We start from the raw sequence: 11,788 nt of genomic DNA, 5'->3' as shown, positions 1-11,788 counted from the left end.
TATGAGTAAATAGTGGGTTCTTATCACTTCTACTGTCTCTCTTCTCAAAAAACAAAAAAAGAATGGGACTCCCCATTCTTTTTTATTCAACACCAAATAAGGATTTGGCATTCTTTGTTGTTACTTGTGCTACTTCGTCATAAGAAATTCCTTTTAAATTCGCAATTTCTTCTGCTACCAGTTTTACATAACTAGGTTCATTTCGTTTCCCTCGAAATGGGTGTGGTGTTAAATACGGGCAATCTGTCTCTATCAATAATTTTTCTAACGGAATCTCCATAGCAACTTCTTTCGGTTTCTTGGCATTTTTAAATGTTACTGGCCCACCTAATGAAATTAAAAAGTTCATATCGACACATCGCTGCGCTACTTCTACACTACCGCTAAAGCAATGCATAATGCCCCCTACTTCAGCTGCATTCTCTTCCTCTAGGATATCAACAATATCTTGAGTTGCATCGCGGTTATGTATAATAATCGGTAATTTCACCTTTTTCGCTAATGCAATTTGTTTACGGAATACTTCCTTCTGTATTTCTTTTGGAGACTTATCCCAGTGATAATCTAATCCCATTTCCCCAATTGCAACTACTTTAGGATGAGCCGCTAATTCTTCTAACCAAGCTAAATGTTCTTCTTTCATATCGATTGCATCAACAGGATGCCATCCAACTGCAGCGTAAATAAAATCATAACCCTCTGCTAATTCAATTGCTTTCTTTATCGTTACTTCATCAAATCCAACAACAACTGTATATGTAACTCCCGCTTCTTTCATTCTCGCGATAACTTCTTGTAAATCTTCTTCAAATTGCTCTGCATTTAAATGTGAATGTGTATCAAACAACATAATAAATAACTCCTTTTATATTGAAATCAATTCTCTCATAGAAAAACTACACTCTTTCTAACTTAACGATAACAATACTTCAATTTTAATGCAAAAAACGGAATGTAAAAAGAAAAAAGACGCTTCACCAATGTTACACGTGAAACATCTCTTTTCTTGTCTCAATTACTTGATTTTTGTACCATTTGGTAAATTCTGGTCAATTGACGCTAATGACAATACGCCATTCTCTTCACCTGCTAAAATCATACCTTGTGATAATTCACCACGTAATTTTACAGGTTTTAAATTCGTTACACAAATAACCTTTTTACCTTTTAGTTCTTCTGGGGAATAGAATTTAGCAATCCCAGAAACCACTTGGCGCTTCTCTGTACCTAAATCAAGCTGAATTTTTAACAACTTATCTGCTTTTTTCACAGGTTCAGCGGATATTACTTCAGCTACTCGTAATTCTACTTTAAAGAAATCATCAATTGTAATTTCTTCTGCCTTTGGTTCTTCTGCTTTTTTCTCTTCTACTTTAGGAGCAGAACCTTGCATTTGTTCTTTAATATACCCCACTTCTACTTCCATTTCCAAACGAGGGAAGATTGGGTTTCCTTTTTCTACTTTTGTTCCAGCTGGAATACATCCAATTGTAGATAGGCTTTCCCAAGATTTATGCGCCTCTTCAGTAAGTCCAAGTTGAGCAAACATCTTACTTGGTGCTACTGTTAGGAATGGCATAAGCATAATACCTGTTTGACGAAGTACCTCAGCTAAGTGGGCCATTACAGACGCAAGTTTTTCGCGATCATTCTCATCCTTCGCTAATACCCACGGCTGCGTTTCATCAATATATTTGTTCGTACGGCTAACTAATTGCCAAATGGAACTTAGCGCTACAGAGAATTCCATATTCTCCATTGCCTCTTCTACTTTTTTCAATGTATCTTTGGCAAATGTCACTAACGTTTCATCGAACTCAGTTACATTTGCTTTAAATGCAGGGATTTCCCCGTTAAAGTATTTATCAATCATAGCTACTGTACGATTTAATAAGTTACCTAAATCATTCGCTAAATCAAAGTTGATTCGTTCAACAAATCCTTCTGGTGTGAATACTCCATCCGATCCAAATGGAACTTCGCGAAGTAAGTAGTAACGCAATGCATCTAATCCGTAACGATCAATTAGTGTAACTGGATCTACTACGTTTCCTTTTGACTTACTCATTTTTCCATCCTTCATTAAAATCCAGCCATGAGCAAAGACTTTCTTCGGAAGTGGTAAATCTAAAGCCATTAAAATAATTGGCCAATAAATTGTGTGGAAACGAACGATTTCTTTCCCAACTAAATGGACATCTGCTGGCCAGAATTTTTTATACTTCTCTTCATTTTCTGTTCCATATCCTAATGCAGTAATGTAATTAGACAACGCATCTACCCATACGTAAATAACGTGTTTTGGGTTACCTGGAACACGAACTCCCCAGTCAAATGAAGTACGAGAAACAGCTAAATCTTCTAATCCTGGTTTAATGAAGTTATTAATCATTTCATTTTTACGGGACTCCGGCTGAATGAAATGTGGGTTATCTTCATAGAACTTTAATAGTCGGTCTACATATTTACCCATTCTAAAGAAATAAGACTCTTCGCGAACAAGTTCTACAGCGTGACCACTATCTGGGCTTTTTCCACCAACTACTTTGTCACCTTCCATAATTGGATCTACTAATTGATGCGCTGTATAGAATGTTTCATCTTGTACAGAATACCAACCTTCATATTCATCAAGATAAATATCGCCTTGATCTACTAGCTGCTTGAAGATTTTCTCAACAACATCTTTATGACGATCTTCAGTTGTACGAATAAAATCATCATAAGAGATATCCATCTTCTCCCAAAGTTCTTTAATCCCTGATACAATGTTATCCACATATGCCTGTGGTGTAACATTTAGTTCTTCTGCTTTCTTTTGGATCTTCTGTCCATGCTCATCAGTTCCTGTTAAATAATGAACATTGTATCCTTGCATACGCTTATATCGTGCCATCGCATCTCCTGCTACTGTCGTATAAGCATGTCCAATGTGTAACTTTCCACTTGGATAATAAATTGGGGTAGTAATATAAAAGGACTTATTTTCCTCTTTCATCGTTTTGGACCTCCCGAATAACCTCATATGTATTTATAAACAGTATATCAAAAACTCATATATAAAGTGAAACTTTAATCCGTGGGGAGGGTTCACCCCCATGGATTATTAGCCCACACCAATCGGGCTTTTACGAGCAGCCCGACTCCCACTTAACTTCTTTGCTCCGGCTAAATTTTAAAGTGGGAGTCTTACTGCTCGCAAATAGCGGGATAAAAACGAGTTAATGCTCGATATCTTTATCATCTATTACTCATATTCAAAAAAAATATACAATATATTTACCGAAAAGTATAAACATTACAAAAAATAACACAAAACAATTGTAGAAATGACTTACATTCTATCATATATAAGAAGTATAAAAATCTATAAATCTTTTTTAAAAATATAGAATTTAATAATTGACGGAAATGTAAATGATTGGTATCATATGTCCATAGGGTATTTTGTCGAAAAATGACGAATCAAAAAAATAGACTCGAAACTTATAAACTATTTATTTAGGAGGAAAAGAATTATGAAATCTACTGGTATCGTTCGTAAAGTTGATGAATTGGGTCGTGTAGTAATTCCAATCGAATTACGCCGTACTTTAGGTATTGCAGAAAAGGATGCTCTTGAAATCTACGTTGATGATGAAAAAATCATCTTAAAGAAATATAAACCAAACATGACTTGCCAAGTAACTGGTGAAGTATCTGATGGTAACCTATCTTTAGCTGAAGGTAAAATTATCTTAAGTAAAGAAGGCGCTGAACAAGTCTTAAACGAACTTCAAGATTATATCGAAACAGCAAAATAAGCTTCTCAATTATGAGAAGCTTATTTTTTATCCACATGATAGATTTGATATACGTCTCGTTTCGACAAATCTCGATCTTTAGCGACTGTTTTTATCGCTTCTTTTGAATTCATACCTTTTTCATTTATATAATGTTCAATATGATTATATACTGAAATAGCTTCCCACCATTGTTCTTCTGGAGTAGGTTCTTCTGTTGAACCTGCTACTAAAATACAAAACTCACCACGAACTTCATTTTGCTTCGTCCACTCAATCGCTTCTTCAATTGTTCCACGAATAAATTCTTCAAATTTTTTCGTTAGCTCACGACATAATACGATTTCCCTATTTCCTAATACTTCTTGCATAGAGATTAAAGTATCATCTAAACGATGTGGCGCCTCATAAAACATCATTGTAGTTGGAATATAGCGTAGTTTTTCTAATTCAAGCTTACGTCCCTTTTTATTTCTTTGCAGGAAACCATAGAAATAAAAATGTTTTGTCTCAAGTCCTGATGCAATCAATGCTGTAAGGGCTGCATTTGCCCCAGGAAGCGGGATAACATGATATTGTTCTGCTACAGCCTCTACAACGATATCATAACCAGGATCTGAAATACATGGCATACCAGCATCGCTCACAATGGCTACAGTCTTACCTTCTTCTAACTTATCTAAAATTTTCCGTCCACTTACTCCTTTATTATGCTCATGATAACTCATAACTGGTGTTTCAATTTCAAAGTAATTACAAAGTTTCTTCGTTTGCCTTGTATCTTCCGCTGCAATAATGTCTGCCTCTTTTAAAATTCGGATTGCACGAAATGTCATATCCTCTAAATTTCCGATTGGAGTCGGTACTAAATATAAAACTCCCTTTTCATTTTGCTGAAAGCTTTTTTGCTGCCACATAGCGTTCTCCTTTTTGCATATATTCTTCTTTTTTTTTCCTCGTTAACTGCTTAAAGTGATACTCAGCTTGCATAGCCGTTCGTTTATCCTCATGATCCTCTACATATTTTAAAACAACTGGAAGTCTAGCGCGTGTATATCTAGCACCTTTTCCACTATTATGGGTCTGAATCCGTTTTTCTATATGATTCGTGTATCCAGCATAATAACTTCCATCAGAACACTCCACCACATAAAAACAATGCTTATTCTTCTCCATATAAAATTGAACGAAGCTCCTTTGTATATTCATTGTTTTCTTCATATACAAAAAGAGGTGGTAAGATTTTTAAATCAGCATTCCCATCCTTAATTCCTTCAATTAACAATGTATTCGCTTCTTTACCAGCCTTAGGATAAACAAATCGCACACGTTTCGGTTCAATTTTGTATTTACGCATTAATGTGACGATGTCGAGCAAACGACCTGGACGATGTACAAACGCTACTTTCCCACCCTGCTTCACTAGCTGACTACTTGCGTATACAACATCTTCTAGTGTGCACATAATTTCATGACGAGCTATCGCTAAATGTTCATTCATATTCTTCTCAGAAGTTTGTGGTGTTTGAAAATAAGGAGGATTACATGTTACAACATCATATTGATGACGTCCAAGTTTCTCAGGCATATCTTTCAAATCTCCATGGATTAAATGAATTCTTTCTGCTAAATTATTGTATTGAACGCTTCTTATTCCCATATCATATAAGCGCTCTTGAATTTCTACACCTGTAATTTTCCCTTTTGTCCTTGTACTTAATAAAAGAGGGATAACTGCGTTACCTGTACACAAATCAAGTAAATTACCTTTTTGAATTGGCACCCAAGCAAAATCTGCAAGTAAAACAGCATCCAAAGAAAAATTAAATACTGATGGACTTTGTACAATCTTCATATCTTGCGCTAATAAGTAATCTAAACGCTCATCTTCATATAAATTCATATATTGCTCCCTTTCTTACACTTAACCTACCCTATTTCATCTTCTATTAATGTAAAAATAAATTTCATTCTACTCTCATGTATAAAAAATTACCTTTCCAATTATATTGGAAAGGTAATCTCACTTTTTATTTAAAAATGACAGACAGAATAAACAATCTCCCTCTTTACGTACACTTCCATAATGTAGATTGCAAATATGAAAACCTTCTTGATATAGTCTCGCTAGATTATCGTAGCCTTCACCAATATCTGTCTTCGCCTTCATTTCTTTGCGTTTTTGAGTTTTTTGCTTTTCCTTGTTCTGCACTTCTTCAAAACGATGTCGCAAATTTTCATTTTCCATTTTTATATGTTGGTTTTCTTCCAATAATTCTGCAAGATGTTGTTTTAATTCTCCCAACTGTTTGTATAAATGTCCAATTTGCTCTTCCATACTAGAAACCGATGCAAAAATATCCTTTTTCTCCACAAGCACCCACCTCATTAATCTGTGGTTTGACTCGAAACGACCCCTTTATTCATTAATTCATCTAACGTATATTCTACTATCCGTTCCTTGTCTACTAGTTCCACTTGAATTAATCTTTCTAAAATATTTAATCCGATAACACGGCCAGTACCGTGCGGTGTTTGTATACGTTGATCTAAATCAGGAAGTTGTTCCTTTGCTGCCTCATATTCATCATTCTCATATTTTAAGCAACACATTAAGCGACCACATAAACCAGAGATTTTTGCAGGATTTAATGATAAATTTTGATCCTTTGCCATTTTAATGGATACAGGTTCAAAATCTCCTAAAAAAGTAGAACAACAAAGCATACGACCACATGGACCAATACCACCAAGCATTTTTGCTTCGTCACGAACGCCGATCTGTCTCAGCTCAATTCTTGTCCTAAAAATTGCCGCTAGGTCTTTCACTAGTTCCCGGAAATCAATCCGACCATCCGCAGTAAAGTAAAAAATAATCTTATTACGATCGAACGTATACTCTACATCTACAAGCTTCATATCAAGATTATGTTCTCCTACCTTTTGTTGACAAACTTGATATGCTTCTTTCGCAGCATGCCTATTCTCTTCAACAATGGTACGATCATTTTCATTTGCAATACGAATAACTTTTTTTAGCGGTAATACAACGTCATTTTCATCAACTTGCTTTTTGGTAATAACTACTTTTCCGTACTCAATACCTCTTACCGTTTCTACAATTACAAACTCATTTTCTGAGATATCGAACTGATTCGGATCAAAGTAATATACCTTTCCGGCCTTCTTAAAGCGAACACCTACTACATCATACAAAACGGTCATCCCTCCTGCAACCGCAACACTAACTGTTCGAACACAAGCTGCGCATTTACATTAGCGTTGATTCTATTTTTTGCCTCTAATATATTAAAGAGAGCTGATACAATGCGCTTCTGAGCATAAGAAAAGGATTCAAACATCTCTTTCTGCTCATGAAAAACAAGACGATCTTCTTCTCCAAGTTGAACATATAATAAATCCTTATAAATAAGGAGTAACATATCTAAGCCTTGCTGTAATTGTTCTTTCTCTCCAAAGTGCTTCCCCCATTTTTCTTGTACAAAAAAAATAGAGGCCTTATCTTTTTCGAGCGCTTCACATAATTTTATCACTAAAGCTCTCGCTTGTGCAAACCATTCATCATTACACATTAATAAAGCTTCTTCAAAACTATTTGTAAGCTGCGCAGCAAGTGTAGATAAAGAAACTGTAATACCTTCTTCCTCTAACCTCTTAATTAAAGATTCTGTAGGCAACGGCCTAAACGTAACAACTTGACAACGAGATAAGATTGTATTTAAAATCTGATGACTTTGTTCAGTAAGTAAAATAGCTGTTGTATCACTACTTGGTTCTTCTAAAAACTTTAAGAGCGTATTCGCTGCATTTGCTGTCATACGATCTGCATGCTCAATAATATATACTTTTTTATTTGCTTCTAATCCTGTTTTTGAAAACTCTTCTTGTAAATCATGAATTTGCTGTTTTTTAATAGATAATCCATCTGGTTTTACAATATGTAAGTTTGGGTAGTTACCTGAATCAATTCGGCGACAATTCGTACATACATGACAAGGCTCTACACCATTTCTTTGTGAACAGAGAAAACTTTTTGCCATTTGAATTGCTGTGGCGAACTTCCCAGTCCCTTTCCCTCCCTCTAACAAGTAAGCGTGGGATATACGCTCTTTTGCAATGCTATTCATCAACATTTTGACACCGATGGGCTGTATAGCAGAAAGCTGCTCCCACGTATTTATCATACTGCATACCTCACTTATTTCATTCTTTCCTTCTATTATAACAATTTACCTTCTATAATCTGAACAACTTCTTCTATAAGTTTTTTCATTGGTTGATCAGCATTTACTAATACAATGCGATTAGAGAAACGCTCTACAACTTGTAAATACCCTTCACGCACACGTTTATGGAAAGAGATATCTTCCATATCTAGTCGATTTACTTCACGTCCTGCATCTTTTCCAATTCGTGCTAAACCTACCTCTGGCTCAATATCTAAATAGATTGTTAAACTAGGCATACAATCTTCCGTTGCGAAACGATTAATTTCAAATACTTTATCCATACCTAAGCCTCTTGCATATCCTTGATATGCTAAAGAGCTATCTATAAAACGATCACATAGTACAAGATAGTTTTCCTCAAGTGCTGGCATAACTTTTTCCACTAAATGTTGTCTACGTGCAGCAGCATATAAGAGCGCCTCTGTACGTGCTTCCATCATCGTATACTCTTGTTTATGTAAAATTGTTCTAATATCTTCAGAAATTGCAATACCACCCGGTTCTCTGGTCGCCATTACCTTTTGTTCCTTTTGCTCAAAATATGGTAATAAACTTTTAATTAATGTTGTTTTACCCGAACCTTCTGGCCCTTCAATTGTTACAAATAATCCCTTCATCCTAAAACCTACTTTCTATATCATACACGTTCATATATTGCGTACTACCTTGAAAACGAGCCCCTGTTTTCTCTAAATGAGTAATTTGCTTTGTATGTTCTTGAGTAATTCTCTCTCCATACATGATCAATGGAATTCCAGGTGGATACGGAATCACCATTTCTGCAGCTATCATACCAACGGCTTCTTCTATAGATACTAACTTCGTTTCGTATCTCTCTAATTGTTTATACGTATACGGTAAAGGAGAAATCTCCCCTTTATAAGTATAACGAATTGATACTGTCTTGTCTTTTACCTTATATTGCTGCATAGCTAATCGAATGATCTCTATAGCTTTCATATACCCCTCATTTACTTGTAACGGTAATATAAATAGGACGTTATATGGATCTGCCATTTCCGTATATATACCGACTTTTTCAAATACAGACTGTAATTCATACCCCGATAACTGACAGCGAGTTTGCACCGTAACTTTTAATTCATCTTGCGATGGATATTGCAAAATGGCTATTTGTGGGATAGATCGCAATCCTTCTTTAAATCGGCGTAAAAACTCAACGATTTCATCATGACCCTCTTCCTTTATAACTGCTATTGCAAAACGTGCTATATCAAGAGAAGCCATAATTGGATACGATGGGCTACTAGATTGTAGCATACTTAAATAGGAGGAAACTTTTTCTTCGCTCACCAAACGGCTATTTATATGTAAATAAGATCCCATTGTCATCGCAGGTAATGTTTTATGTGCGGAATGAACCACAATATCCGCACCATAAACTAATGCTGACTTCGGGAAGGGGTCCCCTATACAAAAATGCGCCCCATGGGCTTCATCTACTAGAACAGGAATTTTATGTGCATGTGCGTAAGCGATACTTGCCTCTAAATCAATTCCCATACCATAGTAATTAGGATGTGTTAAAATAAGTGCTTTTGCATTTGGATACTTTGTAATTGCCTCCTTAATAATTTCATCATGAACACCTACTGGTACGTTATGTACTTCATCAATCCATGGATTTAAAAAGACCGGATTAGCCCCTGCTAATTTCAAACCATTAATGATCGATTTATGACAATTTCTTTGTACGAGGACAATATCATGTTCGCCGCAGCAAGACAAAATCATTGCTAAATTTCCAACTGTTGAACCATTAATTAAAAAATAACTTTTGTGCACGCCATATACTTCAGCTAATAATTGCTGTGCTTCATCTATACATTCAAACGGGCTATGTAAATCATCTAATCCTGTTAACTCTGTTACATCAATTGATAATATGTCCTTAAACCCCCCTGAAGCTTTCTGAGGGAAGTTTAAACCATTCTTATGACCCGGAACATGAAAAGATAGTAGTCGCCTTTCTTTAAATTCCATTAGCGCCTCATATAAAGGCATACGATTTTGATTCATATATATCTCTTCCTTATTATTCATTCTGTATCTATTATACAGATATTAGGGCAAAAAAAATAATAGGCATAATGCCTATTTAAAAATATGATACTTCTAATTTTCGCAGTTGTTTTAAATAATGTATATACTTCGGGTCAGTTGTCTCAGTATTCACCAGATTTCTTTCGCACTCGTAACATATTAAATTATTATATACATATATTCCTTCCCCTCTTTTTGTCTCACAAACGATGCAAATTTCACTTGGTAATTTCATAATCTTTCCTCCCTTTTTAAATAAACATATTATATACCTCTATTCCTTAACAAATTTCCGGAAAATATACATCAATTTTTTATATAATATGATTTATTCTTGGGCAACGTGTTTGTATTACTTATGTATTCCCTTTACTTCTTTCATGTACTGTTTAAAAACAAAAAAACACAAGTCAAAAGACTTGTGTTTTAGCTTGCTTGGCGACGTCCTACTCTCACAGGGACAAGGTCCCAACTACCATCGGCGCTAGAGAGCTTAACTTCCGTGTTCGGTATGGGAACGGGTGTGACCTCTCTGCCATCATCACCAAACTATGAAGGTATATTCCTTCAAAACTAGATAACATTTGCTTCATATTATATGGTTAAGTCCTCGATCTATTAGTATTCGTCAGCTCCACATGTCACCATGCTTCCACCTCGAACCTATCAACCTGATCATCTTTCAGGGATCTTACTAGCTTACGCTATGGGAAATCTCATCTTGAGGGGGGCTTCATGCTTAGATGCTTTCAGCACTTATCCCTTCCGCACATAGCTACCCAGCTATGCCCTTGGCAGAACAACTGGTACACCAGCGGTGCGTCCATCCCGGTCCTCTCGTACTAAGGACAGCTCCTCTCAAATTTCCTGCGCCCACGACGGATAGGGACCGAACTGTCTCACGACGTTCTGAACCCAGCTCGCGTACCGCTTTAATGGGCGAACAGCCCAACCCTTGGGACCGACTACAGCCCCAGGATGCGATGAGCCGACATCGAGGTGCCAAACCTCCCCGTCGATGTGGACTCTTGGGGGAGATAAGCCTGTTATCCCCGGGGTAGCTTTTATCCGTTGAGCGATGGCCCTTCCATGCGGAACCACCGGATCACTAAGCCCGACTTTCGTCCCTGCTCGACTTGTAGGTCTCGCAGTCAAGCTCCCTTATGCCTTTGCACTCTACGAATGATTTCCAACCATTCTGAGGGAACCTTTGGGCGCCTCCGTTACACTTTAGGAGGCGACCGCCCCAGTCAAACTGCCCACCTGACACTGTCTCCCGGGTCGATAAGACCCGTAGGTTAGAATTTCAATACAGTCAGGGCGGTATCCCACCAGCGCCTCCACCGAAGCTAGCGCTCCGGTTTCAATGGCTCCCGCCTATCCTGTACAAACTGTACCAAAATTCAATATCAGGCTACAGTAAAGCTCCACGGGGTCTTTCCGTCCTGTCGCGGGTAACCTGCATCTTCACAGGTACTATAATTTCACCGAGTCTCTGGTTGAGACAGTGCCCAAATCGTTACACCTTTCGTGCGGGTCGGAACTTACCCGACAAGGAATTTCGCTACCTTAGGACCGTTATAGTTACGGCCGCCGTTTACTGGGGCTTCAGTTCAGAGCTTCGCTTACGCTAACCCCTCTCCTTAACCTTCCAGCACCGGGCAGGTGTCAGCCCCTATACTTCGCCTTACG

General features: G+C 37.0%; 12 protein-coding genes and 2 rRNA genes (1 of these 14 only partly in view). 1 reads left to right on the top strand and 13 read right to left on the bottom strand.

Features of this window, described 5'->3' with window-relative positions; all coding sequences use genetic code 11:
• Positions 1-82: 82 nt before the first annotated feature.
• On the bottom strand, positions 83-850 hold the full coding sequence (locus MKY90_RS00230) for a TatD family hydrolase (RefSeq protein ID WP_098168780.1): 768 nt from the start codon (positions 848-850) through the stop codon (positions 83-85).
• A 165-nt stretch (positions 851-1,015) separates the two neighbouring features.
• Complete coding sequence (metG, locus tag MKY90_RS00225) at positions 1,016-2,998, bottom strand: methionine--tRNA ligase (RefSeq protein WP_002029324.1); 1,983 nt, start codon at positions 2,996-2,998, stop codon at positions 1,016-1,018.
• 520 nt (positions 2,999-3,518) lie between these two features.
• On the opposite strand from metG, the gene MKY90_RS00220 reads away from it, so the two are divergent.
• The gene (locus MKY90_RS00220) at positions 3,519-3,803 is read left to right on the top strand and encodes an AbrB/MazE/SpoVT family DNA-binding domain-containing protein (protein ID WP_000843037.1); all 285 of its coding nucleotides are present in this window, start codon (positions 3,519-3,521) and stop codon (positions 3,801-3,803) included.
• Positions 3,804-3,823: 20 nt separating this feature from the next.
• Here MKY90_RS00220 and rsmI read toward each other — a convergent pair whose 3' ends face one another.
• The 11 genes from rsmI to MKY90_RS00165 form a co-directional block, all read right to left on the bottom strand.
• Positions 3,824-4,699 carry a 16S rRNA (cytidine(1402)-2'-O)-methyltransferase gene (gene rsmI, locus MKY90_RS00215; RefSeq protein WP_002143972.1) on the bottom strand — a complete coding sequence of 292 codons (876 nt, stop codon included), beginning with the start codon at positions 4,697-4,699 and terminating at the stop codon, positions 3,824-3,826.
• Complete coding sequence (locus MKY90_RS00210; RefSeq protein ID WP_002130207.1) at positions 4,668-4,958, bottom strand: GIY-YIG nuclease family protein; 291 nt, start codon at positions 4,956-4,958, stop codon at positions 4,668-4,670. The genes rsmI and MKY90_RS00210 overlap by 32 nt, the downstream gene beginning before the upstream one ends.
• A complete protein-coding gene (locus tag MKY90_RS00205; RefSeq protein ID WP_002029328.1) occupies positions 4,945-5,685 on the bottom strand; it encodes a tRNA1(Val) (adenine(37)-N6)-methyltransferase in 741 nt (246 codons plus the stop codon). The genes MKY90_RS00210 and MKY90_RS00205 overlap by 14 nt, the downstream gene beginning before the upstream one ends.
• 120 nt (positions 5,686-5,805) lie before the next feature.
• Positions 5,806-6,156, bottom strand: a complete 351-nt coding sequence (gene yabA, locus MKY90_RS00200) for a DNA replication initiation control protein YabA (RefSeq protein ID WP_002009639.1) — start codon at positions 6,154-6,156, stop codon at positions 5,806-5,808.
• Positions 6,157-6,170: 14 nt separating this feature from the next.
• Complete coding sequence (locus MKY90_RS00195) at positions 6,171-6,998, bottom strand: PSP1 domain-containing protein (protein ID WP_002009637.1); 828 nt, start codon at positions 6,996-6,998, stop codon at positions 6,171-6,173.
• A gap of 5 nt (positions 6,999-7,003) precedes the next feature.
• Positions 7,004-7,987, bottom strand: a complete 984-nt coding sequence (gene holB, locus MKY90_RS00190) for a DNA polymerase III subunit delta' (RefSeq protein WP_002009636.1) — start codon at positions 7,985-7,987, stop codon at positions 7,004-7,006.
• A 35-nt stretch (positions 7,988-8,022) separates the two neighbouring features.
• Positions 8,023-8,649 carry a dTMP kinase gene (tmk, locus tag MKY90_RS00185; protein WP_063219521.1) on the bottom strand — a complete coding sequence of 209 codons (627 nt, stop codon included), beginning with the start codon at positions 8,647-8,649 and terminating at the stop codon, positions 8,023-8,025.
• 1 nt (position 8,650) lies between these two features.
• A complete protein-coding gene (locus MKY90_RS00180) occupies positions 8,651-10,072 on the bottom strand; it encodes an aminotransferase class I/II-fold pyridoxal phosphate-dependent enzyme (RefSeq protein WP_033708702.1) in 1,422 nt (473 codons plus the stop codon).
• Positions 10,073-10,151: 79 nt separating this feature from the next.
• Positions 10,152-10,331, bottom strand: coding sequence for a sigma factor G inhibitor Gin (locus MKY90_RS00175; RefSeq protein ID WP_002130199.1), 180 nt, complete (start codon positions 10,329-10,331; stop codon positions 10,152-10,154).
• A gap of 198 nt (positions 10,332-10,529) precedes the next feature.
• Positions 10,530-10,645, bottom strand: a 5S ribosomal RNA gene (gene rrf / locus MKY90_RS00170).
• 49 nt (positions 10,646-10,694) lie between these two features.
• Positions 10,695-11,788: ribosomal RNA gene (locus MKY90_RS00165) — 23S ribosomal RNA — on the bottom strand (it continues 1,828 nt past the right edge of the window).

This window comes from Bacillus sp. FSL P2-0099 (assembly GCF_038007445.1).
Lineage (GTDB): Bacteria > Bacillota > Bacilli > Bacillales > Bacillaceae_G > Bacillus_A > Bacillus_A mycoides.
The sequence above is the reverse complement of the archived record's forward strand: the minus strand, read 5'-3'. Positions and strand labels throughout refer to the sequence as shown.

What these genes read in the sequence shown, in the direction of transcription:
- MKY90_RS00230 (WP_098168780.1), bottom strand. Translation starts at nt 850, where the DNA reads ATGTTGTTTGATACACATTCACATTTAAATGCAGAGCAATTTGAAGAA.
- tmk (WP_063219521.1), bottom strand. Translation starts at nt 8,649, where the DNA reads ATGAAGGGATTATTTGTAACAATTGAAGGGCCAGAAGGTTCGGGTAAA.
- metG (WP_002029324.1), bottom strand. Translation starts at nt 2,998, where the DNA reads ATGAAAGAGGAAAATAAGTCCTTTTATATTACTACCCCAATTTATTAT.
- MKY90_RS00175 (WP_002130199.1), bottom strand. Translation starts at nt 10,331, where the DNA reads ATGAAATTACCAAGTGAAATTTGCATCGTTTGTGAGACAAAAAGAGGG.
- holB (WP_002009636.1), bottom strand. Translation starts at nt 7,987, where the DNA reads ATGATAAATACGTGGGAGCAGCTTTCTGCTATACAGCCCATCGGTGTC.
- MKY90_RS00205 (WP_002029328.1), bottom strand. Translation starts at nt 5,685, where the DNA reads ATGAATTTATATGAAGATGAGCGTTTAGATTACTTATTAGCGCAAGAT.
- MKY90_RS00220 (WP_000843037.1), top strand. Translation starts at nt 3,519, where the DNA reads ATGAAATCTACTGGTATCGTTCGTAAAGTTGATGAATTGGGTCGTGTA.
- rsmI (WP_002143972.1), bottom strand. Translation starts at nt 4,699, where the DNA reads ATGTGGCAGCAAAAAAGCTTTCAGCAAAATGAAAAGGGAGTTTTATAT.
- MKY90_RS00180 (WP_033708702.1), bottom strand. Translation starts at nt 10,072, where the DNA reads ATGAATCAAAATCGTATGCCTTTATATGAGGCGCTAATGGAATTTAAA.
- MKY90_RS00210 (WP_002130207.1), bottom strand. Translation starts at nt 4,958, where the DNA reads ATGGAGAAGAATAAGCATTGTTTTTATGTGGTGGAGTGTTCTGATGGA.